18 protein-coding genes and 2 pseudogenes are annotated in these 21,978 nt (G+C 61.5%); 18 read left to right on the top strand and 2 right to left on the bottom strand.

The window, feature by feature from the left end:
• Nucleotides 1-186 precede the first annotated feature (186 nt).
• Complete coding sequence (locus tag PMI28_RS18470) at nucleotides 187-1,026, bottom strand: AraC family transcriptional regulator (protein ID WP_007985334.1); 840 nt, start codon at nucleotides 1,024-1,026, stop codon at nucleotides 187-189.
• 94 nt (nucleotides 1,027-1,120) lie between these two features.
• On the opposite strand from PMI28_RS18470, the gene PMI28_RS18475 reads away from it, so the two are divergent.
• Nucleotides 1,121-2,041: a LysR family transcriptional regulator gene (locus tag PMI28_RS18475; protein WP_238540679.1), complete on the top strand. Its 921-nt coding sequence runs from the start codon at nucleotides 1,121-1,123 to the stop codon at nucleotides 2,039-2,041.
• A gap of 120 nt (nucleotides 2,042-2,161) precedes the next feature.
• On the opposite strand, the gene PMI28_RS31400 is transcribed toward PMI28_RS18475, so the two are convergent.
• A complete protein-coding gene (locus PMI28_RS31400; RefSeq protein ID WP_007985330.1) occupies nucleotides 2,162-2,560 on the bottom strand; it encodes a LysR family transcriptional regulator in 399 nt (132 codons plus the stop codon).
• Between the two features lie 71 nt (nucleotides 2,561-2,631).
• Between PMI28_RS31400 and PMI28_RS18485 the strand changes: the two genes are divergently transcribed.
• The 17 genes and pseudogenes from PMI28_RS18485 to PMI28_RS18565 all read left to right on the top strand — a co-directional run.
• A complete protein-coding gene (locus PMI28_RS18485) occupies nucleotides 2,632-3,672 on the top strand; it encodes an AraC family transcriptional regulator (RefSeq protein ID WP_007985328.1) in 1,041 nt (346 codons plus the stop codon).
• A gap of 125 nt (nucleotides 3,673-3,797) precedes the next feature.
• Complete coding sequence (locus PMI28_RS18490; RefSeq protein WP_238540678.1) at nucleotides 3,798-5,768, top strand: acyltransferase family protein; 1,971 nt, start codon at nucleotides 3,798-3,800, stop codon at nucleotides 5,766-5,768.
• Nucleotides 5,769-6,201: 433 nt separating this feature from the next.
• Complete coding sequence (locus PMI28_RS18495) at nucleotides 6,202-7,554, top strand: UDP-glucose dehydrogenase family protein (RefSeq protein WP_007985325.1); 1,353 nt, start codon at nucleotides 6,202-6,204, stop codon at nucleotides 7,552-7,554.
• Nucleotides 7,551-7,775 (top strand): annotated as a pseudogene (locus tag PMI28_RS18500) (UDP-glucuronate 5-epimerase); the annotation flags it as partial. The gene PMI28_RS18495 and the pseudogene PMI28_RS18500, both read left to right, overlap by 4 nt.
• A 142-nt stretch (nucleotides 7,776-7,917) precedes the next feature.
• Nucleotides 7,918-8,664: a sugar transferase gene (locus PMI28_RS18505; RefSeq protein WP_007985323.1), complete on the top strand. Its 747-nt coding sequence runs from the start codon at nucleotides 7,918-7,920 to the stop codon at nucleotides 8,662-8,664.
• Complete coding sequence (locus PMI28_RS18510) at nucleotides 8,665-9,312, top strand: CpsD/CapB family tyrosine-protein kinase (RefSeq protein WP_007985322.1); 648 nt, start codon at nucleotides 8,665-8,667, stop codon at nucleotides 9,310-9,312. It begins immediately after the preceding gene.
• Between the two features lie 22 nt (nucleotides 9,313-9,334).
• On the top strand, nucleotides 9,335-10,372 hold the full coding sequence (locus PMI28_RS18515) for a polysaccharide biosynthesis/export family protein (protein ID WP_007985321.1): 1,038 nt from the start codon (nucleotides 9,335-9,337) through the stop codon (nucleotides 10,370-10,372).
• Between the two features lie 15 nt (nucleotides 10,373-10,387).
• Entirely contained in the window at nucleotides 10,388-11,980 is a 1,593-nt protein-coding gene (locus tag PMI28_RS18520) for a GumC family protein (RefSeq protein ID WP_007985320.1), read from the top strand.
• Entirely contained in the window at nucleotides 11,977-13,071 is a 1,095-nt protein-coding gene (locus PMI28_RS18525; protein WP_007985319.1) for a glycosyltransferase family 4 protein, read from the top strand. The genes PMI28_RS18520 and PMI28_RS18525 overlap by 4 nt, the downstream gene beginning before the upstream one ends.
• A complete protein-coding gene (locus PMI28_RS18530) occupies nucleotides 13,068-14,435 on the top strand; it encodes an O-antigen ligase family protein (protein WP_007985318.1) in 1,368 nt (455 codons plus the stop codon). Before PMI28_RS18525 ends, PMI28_RS18530 begins: the two co-directional genes overlap by 4 nt.
• Nucleotides 14,432-15,400 carry a glycosyltransferase gene (locus PMI28_RS18535; protein WP_007985317.1) on the top strand — a complete coding sequence of 323 codons (969 nt, stop codon included), beginning with the start codon at nucleotides 14,432-14,434 and terminating at the stop codon, nucleotides 15,398-15,400. Before PMI28_RS18530 ends, PMI28_RS18535 begins: the two co-directional genes overlap by 4 nt.
• Nucleotides 15,393-16,529 carry a glycosyltransferase gene (locus PMI28_RS18540; RefSeq protein ID WP_007985316.1) on the top strand — a complete coding sequence of 379 codons (1,137 nt, stop codon included), beginning with the start codon at nucleotides 15,393-15,395 and terminating at the stop codon, nucleotides 16,527-16,529. The genes PMI28_RS18535 and PMI28_RS18540 overlap by 8 nt, the downstream gene beginning before the upstream one ends.
• A gap of 12 nt (nucleotides 16,530-16,541) precedes the next feature.
• Nucleotides 16,542-17,543 carry a polysaccharide deacetylase family protein gene (locus PMI28_RS18545; protein WP_007985315.1) on the top strand — a complete coding sequence of 334 codons (1,002 nt, stop codon included), beginning with the start codon at nucleotides 16,542-16,544 and terminating at the stop codon, nucleotides 17,541-17,543.
• On the top strand, nucleotides 17,540-18,844 hold the full coding sequence (locus PMI28_RS18550; RefSeq protein WP_007985312.1) for a lipopolysaccharide biosynthesis protein: 1,305 nt from the start codon (nucleotides 17,540-17,542) through the stop codon (nucleotides 18,842-18,844). Before PMI28_RS18545 ends, PMI28_RS18550 begins: the two co-directional genes overlap by 4 nt.
• On the top strand, nucleotides 18,841-20,760 hold the full coding sequence (locus PMI28_RS18555) for a hypothetical protein (protein ID WP_007985310.1): 1,920 nt from the start codon (nucleotides 18,841-18,843) through the stop codon (nucleotides 20,758-20,760). Before PMI28_RS18550 ends, PMI28_RS18555 begins: the two co-directional genes overlap by 4 nt.
• A gap of 83 nt (nucleotides 20,761-20,843) precedes the next feature.
• Nucleotides 20,844-21,530, top strand: a complete 687-nt coding sequence (locus PMI28_RS18560; RefSeq protein WP_007985308.1) for an N-acetyltransferase — start codon at nucleotides 20,844-20,846, stop codon at nucleotides 21,528-21,530.
• Between the two features lie 4 nt (nucleotides 21,531-21,534).
• Nucleotides 21,535-21,978 (top strand): annotated as a pseudogene (locus PMI28_RS18565) (GNAT family N-acetyltransferase); the annotation flags it as partial.

The raw sequence follows: 21,978 nt of genomic DNA, 5'->3' as shown, positions 1-21,978 counted from the left end.
GGAGTGTCAGCCAACAGAGATGTTGAATGATCAACCGCATTCGCGAGCAAGCCCGCTCCCACAGAAGAGCAAAGGCCAAGCGTTAGCTCGCCTGCAGCTCTTGATCCCCCTCGGCAGGCCTCGTTCCGGCGTTCATCCGGGGGTGGGCGCGCTATGTACTCGATCACCAAAGCCCGCTCCCCTGATCTACAAACCAAGGCGAAACTGCTTAGGCGTAATCCCGAACTGCTTGCGGAACGCCCGAATGAAATTACTCGGCTGCCGATACCCCAGCCTCTCGGCAATCCGCTCAATCGGCTGATCCCCCGCCGTCAACCAGTGCCGCGCCAGCTCCAGACTGTCGCTACGGGTGTGTTGCGCCGCGGCGGTCTGCCAGTGCCGCAACATGCTCTGATGCAAAAACGCATTAGCCCCCAGCAACGGCTCATCGAGACTGGTCGCTGCCAGGCTCAGACACGGATGTGTCCCCTCCAGCACCTCGATACCAACACTGCGCAACCACTGCCCGGCCGCTTGTTGTGGAGTCAGGCGGACGGCGACGAACACCTCGGCCGGGGCACGCCCCAGGCGTCGGGCGATGTTGCGCACCAACGTCAGCGTCGCCGCATCGAGACCAAAAAAATGCGGCTGTTGATCGGCACTGCGCAAGTGCAAGCGAGCCTGCCCACCACCCTCCTCCAGCTCCGCCACCACGTAGTTGGTCACCCGAGGCAGAAAATCGGTGAAGCACGCCAGGCTTGCGCGCAGGGTCGCGGCGGAGTCCAGCAAAATGTTCAAACCCCGCAGCGTGGTGGTCGCCATGCCGTTGACCAGATCGCAGCCAAACGATGCACCCGCGCCCGCACGTTCGCATTCACGCCACAGGCGTTCGACCAGATGCGCGGGCACCTGCAAGTCCTGCCCGTCGAGCAACGACAGGCAAATACCGGCCCGTTGCAGCAGTTGGTCCTGGCACAGGCCGGACTGCCGCGCATGGCTGAGAATGGTGCGGGTGAAGGCGCTGGAAATGAACGGTTGGCTGGTCATGGCAAGCAACGACGAGAAGACAGGCGTGTACTTATGCCAGCCTCTGTGCTATCGATCCAATGCATTAAAAGCATCCGCAGAATGCAGGAGACGCATGATGGACCTACGCCAACTCCGCCACCTTGTCGCACTGGCCGATTACCGCAATTTCGGTCGTGCCGCCGAGGCCATCAATCTCAGCCAACCCGCTTTCAGTCGTAGCATCCAGACCCTGGAACGTGATCTCGACTGCGTGCTGGTGGAGCGCAGCAGCCGCGAATTCCGCCTGACCGGCCAGGGTGAACTGGTGCTGCAACATGCCCGGCGGCTGCTCGCCGGCAGCCAGGCCTTGCACAACGAACTGACGCAATACAACGGCCTGACCGGTGGCGAGTTGCGCTTCGGCTGCGGTCCCTACCCGGCCCAGTTACTGGTACCCGAGGCACTGGCGGAGTTCATCCAGGCTCATCCGGCGATCCGCATCAGTTTCCATCAAGGTGACTGGGAACAATTGGCGCTGTGGCTACGGGAACAGCAAATCGAATTTCTGGTGGCCGACGCACGCTACTTCACCGGCGACCCGCAATATCAGGTGCAACTGCTGCGCCCGCGCAACGGACAGTTCTTTTGCCGCATCGGTCATCCACTGGCCAGGCGCGAAAACCTGTCCCTGCGCACCCTGCTCGATTACGCGGTGGTCGGCACGCGGATACCGCCAATGATCCGCAAGATCCTCGCCGACGTGCAGGGCGAGGCAGACTTCAACCCGAGCGTTGAGTGCGCGCAATTCGATGCCATCCGCCGCGTGGTCATGCGCTCCGACGCGGTCGGCATCGCCACCGTGGAGGCCCTTGCCGAACTGGTCGATCAGGGCCAGATCCGCCTGCTGGAATTTGCCGATGTGCCCAAGGATGATCCCGGCCTGCAACTGCACTACGGCATCGTCAGCCGCGCCGGGCATTCCCTGACACCGGCAGCGCTGGCGATGGTTGAGGCGGTGCTGACGGTTGACCAACGTTTGCTGGCATCGAATTAAGTGCATCTGAACTACACGCAATACCTGTGGGAGCGGGCTTGCTCGCGAAGGGGCCGTGTCAGTCGACATCATTAGTGAATGACACACCGCTTTCGCGAGCAAGCCCGCTCCCACAGGGTTTCACGCGCGCCGGGGCTGGAAGTAACGCACCTGCCAATCGGCGTGGGGCGATTCGAGCAAGGCATCGAGCAATACCGGTTGCAGGCAATCCAGACAACTGATGCGCAACAGCGGATTGTTCTGCCGCGCAGCGGGAATCATGCGCAAGCCATCGCGCAGCGACTCGAGCGCGGCACGCACGTAGTCGGCCAGACGATGGGCGACCAGTGTCGGCGTTACCCCCAGACGACTCTTGATGAACAGCGGATCGCCGCACAGTTCGCGCAGGCGACGCAACGCATTGCTCATGGCCGGTTGCGACAGGCACATCACCTCGGCGGCACGGGTGACGCTGCGCTGCTGGTAAATTGCATCGAAGGCAAGCAACAGGTTCAAATCGAGCTGGCGTAAATCAAGCATGGTCTTGCTCCGGCAAATCGCTTAACGTCGGGCAGCCTAACCAGTGTTCCGGAACAAGCTGTGAGCCCTACATGACAAAAAGCGATCAGCCACTGCACGACCAATCAATACCCAATGCGTTCTACGCGCCGACCCTGCTGCCGGCCATCGAAGAGTTGCTGGCTCGCGGTGTGTCCCGCGATAGCATCGAAGGTCTGTTTCGTCGCAGCCTGTTCGAGTTGCGCACGCCATTTATGCGCATCCCACTGTTCATGTCGCGGCGCTTCTGGGCGTTTGCCCTGGAACAGAGCGGCGACCCGCTGATCGGCCTGGCGGCCGGTCGGCGTTTCGTATCCACCGCCACCAATGGCCTGACATACCTGTTCGACGTGGCCGCCTCACTGGACAGCGCCTGCCAGTATTTCGTGCACTTCTTTCCGTTTTTCAACGGGCACTTCCGGGCGCAGATTGTGCGCGGCGCAGACCGCATCGAACTGTGCCTGCTCGACTGCGGCAGCGTGAAAGCCAGTGCAGCGACCGCCGATTACATACTCATCAGTCTGTGCAGCATGTTACGGCGCAAATTCCTCGCCAGTGGCCTGGAACGGGACCCGATTCTCGACGTTGGCCTGGTCGGTGCTTGCACGGCCAACCCGCGGGAACATGAACAAGCCTTTCGCGCATCGGTGCAATGGGGGCAGGCGCAGCACTCGATCCGCCTCGATCCGCAGCTGTTCGTCATCCCGTTGACGCCGGGCAATCATGAACTGGAACACACGCTGGTCGAACTGCTGGAGCAGACCCGACGCAATAGCGAACCGACCTTGCTGGAGCAAGTCTGCGACCATTTGATCACCGACCTCGCCGAGGCCAACTGGCAGCAATTCTGTACCGCCCAGCATTTGCTCGAGCGCACCGCAGCCCGACGCTTGAAGGCGTTGGGCTGGAGCTTTTCAGAGTTGCTCGACGAGTACCGCCGCTACCGGGCCGAAGACTTTTTGCAGGGGACAGATCTGGAACTGGTGGAGATTTCCGACTGCCTGGGCTACAGCGATGTGCAAAGCTTCAACCGTGCGTGCCTGCGTTGGCTGGAGTGCGCGCCGGGCTTGTATCGAGCCCGGCGAAGCCAATGAAAAACCACGCTCGTGCGCCACGGGTGCTTTTGGTTTTTGCGTCCACCCATTTTCCAGCTACAAATGATGGGTGGGGTGAGCGTCCAAAATCTTGACAGCGGTTGTCATGGGTCGGACGTCAATGGATGGCTTCGGTTTCAGGGATGGTCAGGCGCATGGCTCAAGGCAAGTACCGCTCCGACATCGACGGGCTGCGTGCTGTTGCGGTAATTGCAGTGCTGCTGCATCACCTCAAGGCCGGCCTGTTGCCCGGCGGCTTCGTTGGCGTCGACATCTTCTTTGTCATCTCCGGATTCCTGATCACCTCCCAGGTCTTTTCCGAGGTCAAGCGCAACACGTTCTCGCTGAAGGGCTTTTATCAGCGCCGCATCAACCGCATCGTGCCGGCACTGGCGACAGTGCTGCTGGCGACGGTGATCGCCGGGACCTTCATCCTGTCTCCTGTCGACCTGATCCGGCTCAATGTCAGCGCCCTGCTCTCGCTGCTGGGCGCCTCGAATATCTATATCTGGGTCAAGTACGGTAACTACTTCGCCGCCGATGCCAGCGAAGCGCCGTTGCTGCACACCTGGTCACTGGGTATCGAAGAGCAGTTCTACGTCATCTGGCCGCTGTTCATCGTGCTGCTGTATCGCCTGGCGCCCCGTTACGTGTTGCCCATACTGGCCATTGGCGTTGTGCTGGCAGTGGGATTTTCCGAATACGCAACCGGGGTCTTTGCCACGGCCGCCTACTACCTGCTGCCCACGCGCTTTTTCGAACTGATGCTGGGCGGGCTGCTGGGGATCTACCTGCACCAACCGCGTGTGATCGGCAAACTCACGGCCCATGGTTATGCGCTGGCGGGCTACCTGCTGATCGGTTTCTCGTTGTTTGCCTTGAACCCCGACTCCACCTTTCCCGGGATCAACGCCCTGATCCCTTGCCTGGGCGCCGCCCTGCTGATCCTGGCCGGCAGCGGTGACTGCCATTCACGCTTGCTCACCAGCCGGCCCATGGTGTTTATCGGCCTGATCTCCTACTCGCTGTATTTGTGGCACTGGCCGCTGATTGCCTTCCTGAACTACGTGGAAATCCCCATCGACCTGCCCGTCGGCGTGATGCTGATCGCCACCTCTATCCTGCTTTCGTGGCTGTCCTGGCGTTATGTCGAAGTGCCGTTTCGACGTAACGGGGCAAGCCTGCGCTTTGCCCGGGTCTTCACCCGCCGGTTTGCCCTTCCGGCGTTGGGGCTGGCGGTACTGGCGGGGCTGAGCCTGCAGTTCAACGGTTTTCCACAACGCTTCAACCCCGGGGTTGCAGCGCTTGAAGCGATGACCCTGAGCAAGCCCGCCGAGGTCCGCAGCGGGTGCCACGTGCCCAATGCGCTGTACAAGACCGAACCCAATGACCACTGCCGGTTGGGCGCAACCAAGGAAGAACTGGACGGCATCTTGATCGGCGACTCGTTTGCCAATCACTTCACCGGCATGGTCGACATTCTGGCCAAACCCAACAACATCATGCTCATGGACTACACCATGGACTCCTGCCCGCCGATTCTCGGCTTCACCGCCGAAATGCCCGCGGTATATGCAGCCCATTGTGCGAAACGCAACGAACGAGTGTTCAGCCTGATCGAGCAGAACAAATATCGCTATGTGGTGCTGGCGGCGATCTGGCCCAAGGACGCACAGGCCAGGGTTCTCGTCGAAGCGAGCATCCAGCGGGTGGTGGAGAACAGTGGCCAGGTGATCGTCATCCTGAACAACCAGCACATTGAAAAGGCGGCGAGCTGCCCGATCCGCCGGCTGATGTTCGGCACCAAACGCAAATGCTCGGTCGCCCAGAGTGCACTGGCGCCCTATTGGGCGGACGTGCGGGCCAGGTTCCCGCAGATCCGTTTTATCGACCCCAATCAAGTGATATGCCCGGCCGGTGTGTGCAGTCCGGTCATTGAGGGTCAATTGCTGTACCTGGACGATTCGCACTTGAACGAAGTGGGGTCGCGGTTTATCGGTCGCACCTTGCTGGACCGGGGTTTCTCACTGCTGCACGACCCCAAGACCAACCCGCAAACCGCCGACGCCAGGTTTGATACCACCGGGGTGGATTGACGCCCGTTGCCGCTCAAAGGCGGCTGGCTGACGAAGACAGCATCATTGAATTGGCTATGACTCGACAGGCACTCGACCAATAGATAGCTGGACATTTTATAACAATGGCATTGCGCCATCCGTGCGTAAGAACTGTCGGACTTTGGGCAAAATCGTCATAAATTCAGTGACTCAAACCTGACACACTCAAGCAGCTACAACCCTTGTATTTCGAGGCTTATGACCGTCTGTCGCTTTCTTGATATTTTCGCCAAACAGGCAAAGTCGGGGGAGAAACCCAATAGTGGTGCGACTTTGATGGCTATAGCACCCACATTTGGGGGTGTCTTGCCCCTTTTACATGCCGGTTTGCCGACACGGTTTGCCGAGGCTGGTCTATACCCCTTTTGACAGTCTTGTTTTGCAACTCTCCACCGTTTTACGAGGCGCTAATATGGACGTGAGCGTATTTGGTACGGGCTATGTCGGCCTGATACAAGCAGCTGCACTAGCCGATGTCGGACATCGCGTCCTGTGTGTCGACATCGATCCGAACAAGATCCGGCAACTGCAACAGGCCGTGCCACCGATCAGTGAGCCGGGGCTGTCCGGCACCCTTGAAGAAAACATCAAGGCCGGTCGCCTGCTCTTCACCACCCAGGCCAGCGATGCGGTGGAGCACGCCGAGCTGATTTTCATCGCCGTCGGTACGCCCGCCGACGAAGACGGTTCAGCCGACCTCAGCCATGTGCTGAACGTGACCCGGCAGATCGCCAGTTTCATGGAAGCCGACCGCACCCTGATCATCAAGTCCACGGTGCCGGTCGGCACGGCGGATCAGGTCAGCGCGACTGCCATTGAAGAGTTGCAGCGCCGCGGCAAAGGTTCGCTGAAGGTACGGGTAGTGTCCAACCCGGAGTTTCTCAAGGAAGGCAGTGCTCTGGCCGATTGCATGCGCCCGGACCGGATCATCGTCGGCACCGGTGATGATCAAGCCCGTGATCAGATGAGCGAGCTCTACGCGCCGTTCTGCCGCAACCACGACAAATTGATGTTCATGGACAACCGCAGCGCCGAGCTGACCAAGTACGCGGCGAACGCGATGCTGGCCACGCGCATCAGCTTCATGAACGAACTGGCCAACCTCACCGAGTTGCTGGGGGCCGATATCGCAGCCGTGCGCAAAGGCATCGGTTCGGACCCGCGCATCGGTTACCACTTCATCTACCCCGGCTGCGGCTTCGGCGGTTCGTGCTTCCCCAAGGACCTGCGCGCCCTGTTGCACACCGCCGAAAACGCCGGAATGCCCCTGAAGTTGCTGCGTAGCGTGACCGACGTCAACGACCACCAGCGGCATATTCTGTTCAGCAAACTCAAGGCGCAATTTCCCGGTGGGCTGGCCGGCAAATCCATCGCCATATGGGGCCTGGCGTTCAAACCCAACACCGATGACATGCGCGAAGCACCCAGCCGCTACCTGATGGAAGCACTCTGGGCCGAAGGCGCGAGCGTGCAGGCTTACGACCCGGAAGCCATGTCCGAATGCCGGCGCATTTACGGTTACCGCGACGACCTGCACCTGTGCGCCACCCGCGATGACACACTCGAAGACGCTGACGCCCTGGTGATCTGCACCGAGTGGAAGAACTTCCGCGTGGTCGACTTCGACAGGCTGGCGAGCAAACTGCGTAACCGGGTGATCGTGGACGGGCGCAACCTGTACAGCCCGGAACAGGTGGCGGCCGCCGGCCTGCATTACAGCGGCATTGGCCTGCGCCACATCGTGCCCGAGGACGTACGGCCATGAAGACTCTCGACACCGGAGCGACCGGTTTTATTGATGCCCATTGCGTGCTGCGACGGTTGCACGATGGGCACCATGTGTTCGGCCTGGACAACTTCAACAGCTACTACGACCCGCAATTCAAGCACGATCCCATGCGTTCGGTGCAGGAGCAGGAGCAGGCACACCCTTTACCGCTATCAACGGTTGACCTGGCCGATACGCCGGCCGTAGAGGCGCTGTTTGCCAGCGACCTGGCCCCTGCTACCGATTTCCAGCCGCCTATCGAGCTGGATGAGGAACTGAGGTGCTTCGCTGCCTGGTTCCTCACTAACGATTGACTGCCTGTCGCCCACGCCGCACACGGCTTAATGCTGCGGAGAATTTATGTCTGAACACGAAAAAAGTGTGCCCCTTGAAAAAATGCATAGGGACAAGCGCCTGGACCCCGAGCAGCGCAGGCGCATGGATGCCGCCATCCACATGCAGGGTCGTGGCTGGATGACCGGTCGCGAAGGTGGCCGGCCGTGGACCTTGTCACGCACCAACCGCGTCCTGGCCTGCTTCGCCGCGCTGCTGGCCCTGGTGCTGATTTCCCCGGTGCTGCTGGGGCTCGCGCTGGCCATCAAACTCACCAGCCCGGGGCCGGTGATGTTCGTGCAGAAACGCACCGGCTACCGCGGCCGCCTGTTCGGCATGTACAAGTTCCGCACCATGGTCACCAACGCCGAGGAGCTCAAGGAGTCCTTGCGGCACCTGAACAAGCACGGCGCCGACGCCATCGATTTCAAGATCGACAAGGATCCGCGCATCACCCGTATCGGTGGTTTCCTGCGGCGCACAAGTCTCGACGAGCTGCCGAACCTGTTCAACGTGGTGACCGGCGACATGCGCCTGGTAGGCCCCAGGCCGACTTCGTTCAACGCCTACCGCTACAAGGACAAACACCTCGCTCGCCTGAGTATCTACCCCGGCATGACCGGCCTGTGGCAAATCTCCGGGCGCAGCAATATCGATTTCGACCAGCGCGTCGAGTTGGACCTCACCTACATCGCCCAGCAGAGCCTGCTGCTTGATTTGAAGATCCTGCTGAAAACCCCCTTCAAAGTTTTCAGCGGCCACGGAGCGAGTTAAATGGACGGTTCAACGGCTAAAAGCCTCAGCATTGTCAGCCCGAGCGAGTCCAATCTGACATCGACCGTGCTTGACCAGAACCTGCGGATCCTTTTCCTGACCGCCGCCAACCCCGGCGCTGGCACCACCACCAGCGCCCTGGCACTGGCCAGTCAACTGGCGAAGATGAGCAGCGGCCTGGTGCTGCTGGTGGATGCCAGCCAGTCGGCGACCAATCTCACGCAACAGTTGGGGCTGAACAAGGAACGGGGGTTTCGCGACCTGTTGTTCAACACCCAGAGCCCGCCCTTGTTGCAGGACTGCGTGGTGGACGTCTCCAGCCTGCCCTTTCACGTTCTGCCATTCGGCCGTTACTCCCGTGGCAACGAACACCTGACACCCGAGCGCCTGAGCCCGCTGCTCGATCAACTGGGCATCCGCTACCGCTTCGTGGTGATCGACGGCGACGCGGTGTATTCGGCCTCCGACACCCTGGTCATCAGCACCCAGGCGGACGGCGTGGTCCTGGTCGTGCGCTCGGAAGACACCCGCTGGGAAGTGGCCCAGGCCGCGGCCCAGCGCTTGAGCCAGGCGGGAGCGAAGCTGGTTGGCAGCGTGTTCAACCGACGCAAGTACTACATGCCCGAATGGCTGTACAAAAACCTGTGAGCAATCAGACAAGGATGACGCCATGAACGCCAAGATGCTTGTCCTGCTGTTGCTGCCCCTTGCAGGTTGCTCCAGCACTTCCTCCGACGACTCACAAAGCATGCCGGTACAAATCCTCACGGCCCCACCGGCCAACGCCCAGGCCAGTGACGTGCCCAAGGTCGAGAAGACCCTGCGCCCACAGGATGTGCTGGACGTGATCTTCCACATCAGCACCAGCGGCTCGGCTGCCTATCGCGTGCAGTCCGGGGACATGATCGCGCTGAACTTCACCGCCGCCAGCCAGTTCAACGGCAACCAGTTGGTGCTGCCCGATGGCACCATTGAACTGCCGGGGGCCAACACCACAGTGAAAATCGAGGGCCTGACCCGCGACGAGGCACGGGATGCGATTCAGCGCGCCTACGACCGCAAACAGCTATTCCAGCCCAACCGCAATCAGCTGTCAGTGATCCTGGTGACCCCGCTGACCAATGAACAGAACCTCAAGTCCGTGCTCAACCACCCCGTCACCGGCATGAGCCGGGAAATCATCGTGGGCACCGACGGCTACGCCAGTTTCCCGGAAATCGGTGCCGTGCCGCTGCAAGGCATGACCGTCAGCCAACTGGAGGCCTACCTCAATCAACGCTATGCCACCCTGCCGGGTCGCATGACCGTGGACGTGCTGCTCAAGTCCACCGCCAGCAACGAAATCTATGTACTGGGTGAAGTCGGCCAGCCGGGCTCCTATCCGATCCGCCGCCCGGTGTCGGTGCTCGAAGCCCTGACCATGGCCCGCGGTTCCAACGCCAAGGCGCGCCTGGACTCGGTGATGATCATGCGGCGCAACGGCAATCAGGTGGTCGCGCACCGTTACGACGTAGAAAAAGCCTTGTCCGGCGACGCCACCCAAATCGCCTACCTGCAAGCTGACGACATGCTGTACGTGCCCAAGACCAAACTGGCCAGCGCCGGTGAGCTCGCGCGGCAACTGGCGGACGTCGTGTTGTTCCAGGGTGTGGGCTTCAGCTTCAGCTACCGCGTCGATAACAAAAACGACAGCAGCGGCAACAACTAACTCTCAGGTCCCCCCATGAATCCAAAGGAAAACTACCTGCATGAGTTCTTCAGGATTTTCTTCGCCAACAAGCAGTTGGTGAAGCGAGTATTCCTGGTCTTTGCCATGATTGCCGTGGTCTTGCCGCTGTTGCTCAAGCAGAGCTTCGATATCACCGCCCAGGTGATCGTGCAGTCCAAGAAAATCTCCCAGGGGGATGCCACCAGCACCCTCAATCAGGAAAACGCGTCCTTCATTCCGCCATCGCTGGCGGACATGGAGACCGAGAGCAATATCCTCCGTTCGCCGGCATTGATCCGCCAGACCATCGGCGAGTTGCGCGAAAAGGGTGAGTACACGTTGCCCGTGAGCACCTTCAACAAATTGCTGGCGCAGCCGTTCAAACGGTTTGTGAGCAACCCCGTTCGCGAACACCTGATCAACCCGGTTCGCAGCCTGCTCGGGCTGCAGACCGATCCGGTACGCGACACCCTGCTCGATGCCCTCACGCAGCAAGCGTCCGCTGCCCTCAAGGTTGAAACCTTGCCGGGCTCCAACGTGATCTCGATCGTCTACAGCTTCCCTGACCCGGCCCAAGGCACTCGATTCGTCGCCGCCCTGCTGCAAAACTACCTGGTCAGCCGCCAGGAAATGCAATCGATCGACCTGCCGCAGAGCTTCTACGAGACCAAGAAATTGCAGTACCAGGTGCGTCTCGACGGCCTGGAAGCCAATCGCCTGGCCTTGCTCGAAAGCATCGGTTCGTCCGACCCCAAGGAAGAAATCACGTTCCGCCTCAACGCGATCAACACCGAGGAACAGGCGCTCAACCTGTATCAGGACCGACTGCTGCAAAGCCAGCGCTGGCTCGATTACCTGAAGGCCAATCTGGCCGTCGCCAACAACGCCAGATTCAACGACTACACCTTCCCCTACACCTTCACCACCACGGTCGACAACGTCGCCTTCGAAGACCGCGAGATCAAGCAACTGGGTGAGCGACTGACGACCCTGGTCGGCCGCTACATGGATGACCTGGCGGTCTTTCAGCCCGGCAGTGAGCCGATGCAACTGGCCCGCGAGCAAATCATCCGGACCCGTGGGCAATTCCTGAAGATTGTCAGCAACCGGATTCAGGAGCGCACCAGCGACCTGGCGACGATCAGCTCGGTCATCGACCAGAAAACCGCGCGCATTGCCGAGTTCAAGAATCGCATCCATCAGTTGCAGGAAACCCGGAGCAAGCTGCGGCAGATGGACACCGAGATCAACGCGCTGCACGCGGCGTTCTCCACCTATGCCCAGCGCTTCGCCGAAAGCAGCACGGCGCGCGCGCTGGACCACGACCTGTCCAACGCACGGGTGCTCAGCCCGCCGTTCGAACCGACCGAAGCGGCGTTCCCCAAACCGATGCTGATCATTCCGTTCGGCCTGTTCACCGGTTTGCTGCTGGCGATTGCCCTGGTCTATGTGCGTGAGTTCTTCGACCACCGCTTCAAGCACCCTGCGCAAATCACCCATGAACTGGGCTTGCCGGTGTTGCTGGTGATCAACGATCAAAACACCCTGCCGAACAACCCGCACAAGAACTGGAGTGTTCCGGCCCTCGTGCACTGGGTACGCAATTGAACGCGCCGCTCGGCACCACGCGCGAACTGCCGATCATTCATTTGCTCAGCAGTGGCGGCTTCTATGGGGCCGAGCGGATGCTGCTGGATCATTGCCTGGCGACGCCGGGGCAGCACCAGGTGCTGTTTCTCGATGCGCCGCCAGAACTGATCGCGCGTTTTCGCGAGGCCGGCGTGGATTGCCTCGGCTGTGCGGGCCTGGGCGCGTTGCTGAGGCATTTGCGCCAGCGCCGGGACCAGCGGCCATTGATCAATACGCACAACTTCAAAGGTTTGTTGTTCGGCTGGGTCGGCGCCACATTGTTGCGCCTGCCGCTGGTGATCACCCAGCACGGCTTCACCCCACGCAGTCGCAAGCAGAAGTTCTACACCTGGCTGAGCCTGCAACTGTGCCGCACGGCCTCGGTGGACCGGGTGGTGTGTGTCGCCGAAAGCATTGCCGCGCTGCACCGTCAGGCCAATGTGCGTACGGACAAGTTGCAGGTGATCCCCAACGGCCTGCCGGAGGCCAACGACCTGCTGCCGCACAGTGGCGCACGTCAACGCTGGCTGGCTGGCTACGTCGGGCGCCTTAGCAGCGAAAAAGGCCCTGACCTGTTTCTCGATGCGCTGATCCCGTTGTGTCAGCAGTACCCGCAACTGGATGCGGTGATGCTCGGCGATGGGCCGGAGCGGGAAAGCCTGCTGGCGCGAATCGACGAAGCGGGTTTGCCGGCGCGCATCACGCTGCCGGGCTACCAGACCGACATGCGTGCGTGGTGGCGACAACTCGATGCGCTGGTGATCAGCTCGCGCACCGAAGGCACGCCCATGATTCTGCTCGAAGCGATGCAGGCCGGGGTGCCGGTGGTGGCCTTCGGCGTCGGCGGGATTCCCGATGTCTTGCAGGACCGCCACAACGGCCTGCTCGCCGCGCCCACCGACAGCGCCGCCCTCGCCCGCCAGATCGGCGCGCTGCTGGCTGACCCGGCCCTGGCCGGTGAGTTGATCGACAACGCAAAACGCACGCAACGGGATCATTACGACCTCAAGGCCCTGGCCGAACGCTGGTCGCAGCTTTACATCCGGACTGCACGGGAGGCACGCGCGTGATTGTTCCGCTCTCGATCGTCAGTTTGCTCGGCCTGGTCTGCCTCGGTTTGCTGGTCAGCCCTTATCCGTATCTGGCGCCGGGAGCGGTGCTGGGCCTGGTGGGTGTCGCGGTGCTATACCGCAAACCTGCCTGGGGCCTGCTGGGCATTGTCGCCATCCTGCCTTTCGAGGGGCTGTTCACGGGCAGCGCGTTATCAGGCTCCAAGTTCCTCGGGGCCTCGCTGGCGCTGATCCTGATGCTGCAACTGGCGATTCACCAACTGCCGGCCGATCGCCTGCGCAGCAATATCTGGCGTTTCCTGGTCGGGTTCATGTTGCTGTACCTGCTGAGCCTGTTGAATACCGACGACATGGACATGTCCCTGGGCCACCTGCGCGAATTGAGCATCGGCCTGATTCTGTTTGTCATCACCCTGCTGGTCGGGCGTGAGTTGAACCTCGACCTGTTCGCCAAACTGGTTGCCATCAGTGTCGCGGTGACCTGCGCCATGGCCATGTTCTCCGCCAAGTACCAGGACGTGGGCCGTGCCTCCGGCTTGCAAAACGACCCGAACAACTTTGCCCTGATGATCGCCTTCGCCGTGCCCATGGCGTTGTTGCTGGTGGTCCGCAGCCCGAACCTGCTGCACCGGTGGTTCTGGGGTGTCTGCTTCCTCCTGTTGCTGCGCGGCATGACCAGGACCGAATCCCGTTCGGGGCTGGTGGTGCTGTTCCTCAGCCTGTTGATCGGCGCCTGGCATTACCGTGCGCAGTTGCCGCGTATTCGTCCGCGCCACCTGGGCTTTGCCATGCTCGGCCTGGCGATTGTGATTCCGCTGGGGCTCTATGCAATGCCGGCCGGTTACGTGGCGCGTATCCAGTCGCTGAGCATCCTCAGCTCCGGGGCCAAGAGTCAGGACCCGTCCCTGGGCCGACGCGCCTCCTACATTGTGGTCGGCAGCGCCATGATCGCCGGGAACCCGTTGCTTGGCACCGGCCCCGGCACGTTTCCGCTGCACTACGCCACCACCGGTTATGCCAAGACCTTTTCCGTCTCCGGCAAGACCGAGGACCTGTACCGTCGCGCCCACAACACCTACCTGGAGATCTTCAGTGAACTGGGGATTCCCGCCGGCCTGATGTTCGTCGGCATGCTGGCCCTGGGTCTGTACAACCTGATTCGCGCCCGCCGCGCCTGGCTGTTGCGACTAGACGGGCATCAGGCCGATTTGATGACCCACCTCGGCATGAGTTTTCTGTCGTTGACGTTGTTCCTGATGTTCCTCAGCGCACCGAACCATAAGTACCTGTGGATCATGCTCGCGTTGACCTGCGTGCTGCGCACTAAAGCCGAAGAGACCCCGCCGACGGAGGTCAAGGCATGAACCGCATCAGCATCGTCATCCCGATGTACAACGAGGAGCGGCACATCGCCCGGACCCTGCTCGCAGCACGACATGCCGCCGAGGCGGCCAACGTCGAGTGCGAGTTGATCGTGGTCGACAACGGCTCCGACGACCAGGGGCCGGACATCGCCCGGCAGTTCGGCGCCCAGGTCCTGGTCCTGCCCGGCCTGTTCATCGGTGCATTGCGCAATCGCGGAGCGGCGATCGCCAGCGGTGAATGGCTGGCCTTTATCGATGCCGACATCGAGATGCCGGAGAACTGGCTCAAGCTGCTGTTCAGCCTCGAGTCCGGCGGCCAGGCCGACGTCATTGGCCTTGACCTGCACACCCCGGCCGAAGCGCCGTGGTACGCCGACGCCTGGCAGCGCCGTACTTTGCGCCCCGATACGCAGCCGCTGCATGTCGCACAATGGCTGCCCAGTTCCAACCTGCTGATGCGCCGTCGCTGGTTCGACAAGGTCGGTGGATTCAATGAACAACTGCGCACCGGCGAGGACAAGGAACTGACCATGCGTCTGTCCGATGCTGGCGCCAGATTGCTCTCGGTCAACCAAAGCGTGGCGCTGCATTGGGGCTACGAAGGCAGTTGGCGGGAATGGACGAGCAAGGAACTGTGGCGCCAGGGCAGTCATCTGCAACTGCTGCGTACCCATGGACCCAGCCTGCGGTTACTGCGGTTTCCGCTGCTGTCGATTGCCGTCTGGGTGATCGATTTCGCGGCCATTTTCGCCCTGTTCAACGGTTTCCCCCTTCATGGGGCGCTGTTGCTGCTGCTGACCGTCCTGCCCGCACTGGCGCTGAGCGTGCGCCAGAGTGCCAGGCACCGCGACATGCTCCTGACCCTGCAACTCTGGGGCCTGCACTGGGTACGCCTGCACCTGGCGGGTGCCGCGTTTATCCTCAGTCTTTGTCATTGGAATGCCAGGAGGCCCGCCCGTGGCTGAATTCATTTACTGGTTGTGCCTGTTGCTACCGGTTTACGCCTATCTCGGCTATCCCCTGATACTGACGTTGCTGGCGCCGTTTTACCCGGCACCGCGCCACGGACCGGCACAACCGATGGACGTGAGCATCGTGATTGCCGCGCACAACGAAGCGCGGCATATCGAAGAAAAACTGCGCACCGTGCTGGCCCAGGATTATCAGGCCCGCTCGCTGCACATCATCCTCGCCAGTGACGGCTCGACCGACGACACCGTGGCCTGTGCACACAAGGTCAATGACCCGCGCATCAGCGTGCTCGACCTGCCCCGCCAGGGCAAGGCGGCGACGCTCAATGCCGCGGTCGCGATCAGCAGCGGCGCGATCCTGGTGTTCACCGACGCCGACAACCAATGGTCCACCGACACCCTCGGCCATTTGCTCGCGCCGCTCAACGACCCACAGGTCGGTGGTTGCGCCGGGCATATGGTGATCCCCGTGACCGGCAAGGGCTTGAGTGTTGGCGACAGCCTGTATCGGCATTACGAAGGCTGGCTGCGCTACGTGGAAAATCGCACCGGCTGCATGGTCTCCGCCGATGGCGCGTTGCTCGCCCTGCGCCGCGAGTTGTTCCAGAACGTGCCGGCGGAGGTCAACGACGATTTCTTTATCAGCACCTGCGCGCCGGTGGCGTTCAAGCGGATTGTCTACGTACCCCAGGCCCAGGTAATTGACCAGGGTGTGGACGAAGCCGACAAGCAATTCCGTCGCCGCCAGCGGGTCACAGTGGGTGGCTTGCAAAGCCTGGCCCAGCGCCGGGAGCTGCTCAATCCGCTGACCCACGGCCTGTATGCGATTGCCTTGATCAGCCACAAGCTGATCCGGCGTCTGGCGCCGATCCTGTTGCTGCCGTTGCTGCTGAGCAACTTCTGGCTGTGGGAGGATCACGGTTTTTATCGCCTGAGCCTGATCGCGCAACTGCTCGGTTACACGATGGCCATTGCCGGCCTGCTGGATACGCAACACCGCTTGCCCAAACCCTTTCGCCTCGCCGCGTTCCTCCTGGTGACCCTTGCCGGAATGAGCATCGGCCTGTGGCAGTTCCTGCGCGGTCAGCGTTACGCCCAATGGAACCCCGAGCAAAATCGATGAGAGGCGCGTGCCGTGGCGATCAAACAACTGTTAAAACGCACCAGTGGCTGGCTGTACCTCAACTCCCCGGTCGGGCGCAATCAACTGCACGGCGCCGGGGTGATCCTGATGCTGCACCGGGTGCTGACCAGCGACCAGGCCGCCGAACTGCCCCATCGCAATGAACTGTGCGTCGGGCCAAAGGCGTTTGAACATCTGCTGGTGTGGTTGAAAAAACACTTCGACTGCGTGCCGCTGATGGACATTCTGCAACCCGACACACCGCGCTCGGAGCGGCCGAAAGTGGCGCTGACTTTCGACGACGGCTGGCGTGACAATGCGCTGAACGCGTTCCCGCTGCTGCAAAAACACCAGGTGCCGGCGAGCATCTTTCTGTCCACCGATTTCATTGGCAGCCGCCAGCGCTTCTGGTGGGAAAGCATTGGCGAAACCCTGTGGAACAGCCATGGCGAACAGGCACGCCTGCACCTGATCGAACGCTTGCAGCACCTGGGGCGCCCGTTGCCGACACAATGCGATGACCCGGATCAGCAACGCCGCAGCCTGGCGTTGCTGAACTTTTTGCAGAGCCTGAAAACCCTGTCGCCGCTGGACCTCAATCGCCTGACCGACGACTGCCCGCAGGAGTCGTTGCCCCAGGCGCTGGACTGGCAGCAAGTGCGCAACCTGGAAGCGTCCGGCCTGGTGCGCTTCGGCCCCCACGGTGCCAGCCACGCCATCCTCACCGGTCTCGACGATCAACGCCTGGATGAAGAACTGAGCCGCAGTCGCGATGCGTTGCTTCACGGCTGCAACCAGCCGTTGCCGGTTTACTGCTACCCCAATGGCGACAACGATGCGCGGGTCCGGCAACAGGTGGCCAGGCATGACTTCCCGTTTGCCCTGGGTACCGGCACCGGCATTTATCGAGGGGCCGGAGACCCACTGGCCCTGCCACGCTTCGGTGTCAGCCAGCGCACCGCACGCAATCCCGAGTTGCTGTCCTGGCGCATCTACCGTGGGGCACGCCCATGAGCCGCAGCAACTACCTCAAGCATCTGGCCCTGAGCATGGGCACCAAACTGGCGATGATCGCCCTGCGCTTGCTGCGTAACGTGTTGCTGGCGCGGATTCTCGGCCCCAGCGAACGGGGCTTGTTTGCCTTGCTCAACACCCTGCCCGACCTGATCAGCGCTGCCACCAGCGGCGGTTTGAATTCAGCGGTGGGCTACCAGGCGGCCAAGCAACGACCGATGGGCTTGCTGCTCAGTCAGGTGCTGCTGTTCGGTTGTCTGCTGGCGGCGTTGCTGACCTTGCTGGTGGTGACGCTGACCCGCGAGTTCGGCAGTGAAATGGACATCACCACGCAATTGGGTCTGCTCGCCTGGCTGCTGCTGCTGGCGGTGCCACTGACCGTGCTCAAAAGCGGTTTGCTGACCCTGCACAACGCCTCGGGTGGCGTAGTTGCCTTCAATGTCTTGCGCCTGATCGAGTCGCTGGCGCCGCTGCTGGTGTTCCTTGCCCTCTACTGGATGTGGAAAACCGCGGCCCTGGAAGCGGCGTTGATCAGTTGGCTGACGGGGATCAGCCTGGTGGTGCTGGCCGGTTGGGTCTGGCTCAAGCGCGAGCATCCGCTGAGCCTGCAATGGGACCGTGCCAGTCAAAACGAACTGCTGCGCTACAGCGCCCGCAGTCATCCGGACCTGCTGTTCCAGCAAGTGATTCTGCGCTCCGACTATCTGTTCATCGGCGCCCTGCTCGGCACCACGGCGCTGGGGCACTACGCCATGGCCAGCGCGGCCGCCGAGTTGCTGCTGATCGTTCCGGAAGCAGTGACCACGCCACTGATGAAGCGCCTGCTGCAACAGGAAGAAGGCATCGAAATAGTCACGCCACTGGCCTTGCGCTTGACCGCTACGGTGATGCTCGGCGCTTGCCTGACCATGGCAGTCGTCGGTGAATGGTTGATCGTGACGCTGTTTGGCGAGGCCTATCAGCCTGCCTATCCTGCATTGCTAGCGCTGCTGCCAGGCCTGTTGGGGCTGTGCTACATGAGCATTCTGCGTCTGGACCTGCTGGGCAAAAACCGGCCCGGCACAATTTCGTTGTTGATGGGACTCAGTGCCCTGCTCAACCTGGCGCTCAATGTGCTGCTGATTCCGACTTACGGCATCGTCGGCGCAGCAGTGGCGTCCTCTATCGCGTACCTGGCCGTGACCCTGGCGCTGTTGGTGGTGTATTGCCGGTTGAGCCATGTACCGGTCTGGCAAACGCTCATCGTCCTGCCCGGCGACATCGCGCCGATGTTGCTGATGCTGCAACGGAAATCTGCATGAAACGCCTGTTATTGCTGATGAGTCTCGGCCTCGGGCTGAGCGCCGAAGCTGAACCCATGCGTTGGGCCGATATCCGCGACGGCAGCCTGTACCTGCAAACGGACCGCCCCGACACCCTGACCGTGTTCTGGGCCCCGGTGTGGCAGGCTGAAGCCAACGAAGAACACCTCTACTTGCTCGACGGCCAGGGCAAACTGCAGAACGAACGACTGATTGCCGCCAATGAGCCCAGCGGTAGTCAACGCTGGGACCTGGCGCCGGGCGCCGCCAGTTATCGACTGGAAATTCCTGGCTACAGCTTCCGTCGTTATACGGTTGAGCACGACGACCACACCGTCGCACTGTTCGCCCCGGCCAAGGTGCATTTCAGCTCTGAGCCCCGGGACGGTGACGAGTTGTATTTCAAGGTCGCGGCCGGTGAACACGCGGTACTGGCCGGCAAATTCCACGGCGGCGTCGGCGCGTTGCAAGCGCAGCGCGTGAGTGACGGCCAACAGTTCTCGCTGCCTCTCAAGCCTTACCCCGTCTATTGGCAGTTCGACAAAGTCGAGTTGCCCGTTGCAACCACCGATCAAGTCTGGCGCCTGCACCTGCGCGGCAGCGGCAAGGTCGCATTCTGGCTCGACGGCACGGTCAACCTGTTCGCCCAGAACCCGCAACAGCTCAAACCCTTGCACGAAGACGAAGGCCAGACCCGGCTGACGCTGCATAAAGACGTGCTCGGCAAGACCCCGAACCTGGGTATCGCCCTGCCCTATGCGCGACCGCCGGATTCCAGTTTCGCCGTGCTCGATGCCCTGCAACCACAGGCCGGAACCTATTACAGCCTGGTCGATATCATGGCGACGCGGCCGCATTACGAAGACGTGTTCCGCCGGCTGTATCAGGATCGTTTCGGCATCACTCAGGACATCACCCTGCTGGCCGGCCGTCAGCGCCGGGCCGACCTGCGCGCCGACACCACCAGCAACGCCGGCCTCGACGCCTGGCTCGCCGCCACACGCGCACTTGGCGGCAAGGGCACGCATTACATCGGTTTTGCCGACGAACCGAACCTCAACTACCCGGACTACGCCAGCTACCAGCGCATCTTCAACAGCATGGCCTGGCAAGTGCGCAGCAACCCGGACAACGCCAAGGCCGGCGTACGCATCGCCATGCCGGCCAGCTCCCGGTTCGTCAATGGCCCGTTCGTCGACAATGCCGCCGACAAGCGCGGCATCGACTGGGCCCGACGCTTGCTGGCCGAGTCCGGCGACAAGATCGATGCGCTGGCCTGGCACGAATGGATGATCCGCGACCTGCTGGCGACCCGTGTCTACCGCGATAGCGTACGCAAAGCGGCAGAGCTGGTGGGGCTCGACACCCAGGGACGACCGCGCAAAGCCTTGTTGCTGGACCAGACCAACATGTCCAGCGGGGCCAGTCTCAGCCCTTACGATCAGGAAACCCACTACGCCTCGTTATGGTGGGCCTCGGTCATCATCAATGCTTCCCAGGATGGCTTGCTCGACATGCTCGGCTGGTTCCAGGCCGACGACGAACCCGAGTATCCCAAGGGCATGTTCCGCGTGCTCGGCGAGAATGAATTCGAGCTCAAGCCCGTAGGCCTGGCGCAGCAATTTATCCGCAAGCATTGGCTACACGATGTCATGCGGCTGGAGAACGACGCCTTCGAGGTTGACGTGCTGGCCATGTCTGCCGGGCTCCAACGCAGCCTGCTGGGCGTCAACAAAGGCTCACGCTTGCAACGTGTGAGCCTGGCCGGCGCGGAATGTCCATTGACCCAGGGATCATTGCGCTTTTTCGGCGCCGACAACCACAGTCGCGACGCATCTTTCAAATGCCTGGAGGGTCGCATCAGTTTCGATTTACCAGGAGAAACCCTGTTTGCCCTCAGCTGGAGCACCTCATGAACGTCGTTGATTTTTGCCCCGTGGACGATTCGTCGCGCACCGAATCACTCCACTCATGACCGACACCGTCAGGAGTCAAAAACATGAATGTTCTAAAAAAACTCAGCGATCACATCAAGCAAAAAGGCCTGCGCGCCACTGTCGCCAAGGTGTGGAAACACTACGTATTTTTCCACGAAGAACTGTTGTGGATGGAGCGCGATCTGGTGAGCCCGGTACCGCCACACACGCTTCGGCCCTATACACCGCTGCGACTGGAAACCATCACCCCACAGAACGCCGTGGCGTTTGCCAAACACTTCGGTGATCGCGTGGGCACCATGGCCGAGTTGGCGTCCGAAGGGTACACCGGGCACATGTACCTGGATGAAAACGGCGATACCGTGGCCTTTATCTGGGGCAGCAAACGCGATTATCTCGACCGTCATTACTACGGCTGCCTGTTCCCGGTGAAGCCAGGTGAGTTCTTCCTGTTCGGTCTCGAACAGATTCGTGCCTACCGGGGCACCACGCTGTCAGTCGATTTCCAGCTGAACCTGTGGAAAGCCATGGCTGATCAGGGCTGCAACAAAGTGGTGGATATCTGCGAGTCCCACAACATTCCCGCGCTCAAGCTGCACATCCGCATGGGGTATCACGAGCAAGGACGGATCATGAACATCTACCACCTGTTCGGCTGGCGCTTCTTCCGCGAAACCCGCTACAGCGGTTCACGCCTGGATGCCTTGCGCAAACCGGCGCCCTCTCCTGTTCCAGCCGAGGCGAGCTGACCTTATGTCTGCACGATTCGAATGGCGCACGTCACTGTGCGCCCCCGACTTTCCGGCAGAGGCTTATGAGGCGCTGCGGTTGCGGATAACGGACCACACGCCGTTCAACACACTGGCCTGGATGTGCGCCTCGGAGCAGGCGCTCAAACCCGGCGAGCAATTGCATGTGCTGCTCGGCTGGCTGGGTGAAGAACTGGCGTTGTGTCTGCCGCTGGTGGCGTCGGTGGAGCGCTTTGCGCGTTTGCCGTTTCGAGTCCTGCATCATTTGGGCTACCCCCTCGCCGACCGCCTCGCGCTGCTGACGAGGCTGGACGGCGACAATTTACGCAAGGCGCTGACGCAGATCCGTCAACGCCTGCCCCATGCCGTGCTGCAACTCAACGAACTGGCCGGTTCCACGGCCCAGGCACAGGTCCTGGCACCGTGGCAGGGGAACAGTTCGACCGCC

The organism is Pseudomonas sp. GM48 (assembly GCF_000282335.1).
Taxonomy (GTDB): Bacteria; Pseudomonadota; Gammaproteobacteria; order Pseudomonadales; family Pseudomonadaceae; genus Aquipseudomonas.
The sequence above is the reverse complement of the archived record's forward strand: the minus strand, read 5'-3'. Positions and strand labels throughout refer to the sequence as shown.

Coding starts and splice junctions, on each gene's coding strand:
- PMI28_RS18470 (WP_007985334.1), bottom strand. CDS start 1,026: ATGACCAGCCAACCGTTCATTTCCAGCGCCTTCACCCGCACCATTCTC.
- PMI28_RS18475 (WP_238540679.1), top strand. CDS start 1,121: ATGATGGACCTACGCCAACTCCGCCACCTTGTCGCACTGGCCGATTAC.
- PMI28_RS31400 (WP_007985330.1), bottom strand. CDS start 2,560: ATGCTTGATTTACGCCAGCTCGATTTGAACCTGTTGCTTGCCTTCGAT.
- PMI28_RS18485 (WP_007985328.1), top strand. CDS start 2,632: ATGACAAAAAGCGATCAGCCACTGCACGACCAATCAATACCCAATGCG.
- PMI28_RS18490 (WP_238540678.1), top strand. CDS start 3,798: ATGGCTTCGGTTTCAGGGATGGTCAGGCGCATGGCTCAAGGCAAGTAC.
- PMI28_RS18495 (WP_007985325.1), top strand. CDS start 6,202: ATGGACGTGAGCGTATTTGGTACGGGCTATGTCGGCCTGATACAAGCA.
- PMI28_RS18505 (WP_007985323.1), top strand. CDS start 7,918: ATGTCTGAACACGAAAAAAGTGTGCCCCTTGAAAAAATGCATAGGGAC.
- PMI28_RS18510 (WP_007985322.1), top strand. CDS start 8,665: ATGGACGGTTCAACGGCTAAAAGCCTCAGCATTGTCAGCCCGAGCGAG.
- PMI28_RS18515 (WP_007985321.1), top strand. CDS start 9,335: ATGAACGCCAAGATGCTTGTCCTGCTGTTGCTGCCCCTTGCAGGTTGC.
- PMI28_RS18520 (WP_007985320.1), top strand. CDS start 10,388: ATGAATCCAAAGGAAAACTACCTGCATGAGTTCTTCAGGATTTTCTTC.
- PMI28_RS18535 (WP_007985317.1), top strand. CDS start 14,432: ATGAACCGCATCAGCATCGTCATCCCGATGTACAACGAGGAGCGGCAC.
- PMI28_RS18550 (WP_007985312.1), top strand. CDS start 17,540: ATGAGCCGCAGCAACTACCTCAAGCATCTGGCCCTGAGCATGGGCACC.
- PMI28_RS18555 (WP_007985310.1), top strand. CDS start 18,841: ATGAAACGCCTGTTATTGCTGATGAGTCTCGGCCTCGGGCTGAGCGCC.
- PMI28_RS18560 (WP_007985308.1), top strand. CDS start 20,844: ATGAATGTTCTAAAAAAACTCAGCGATCACATCAAGCAAAAAGGCCTG.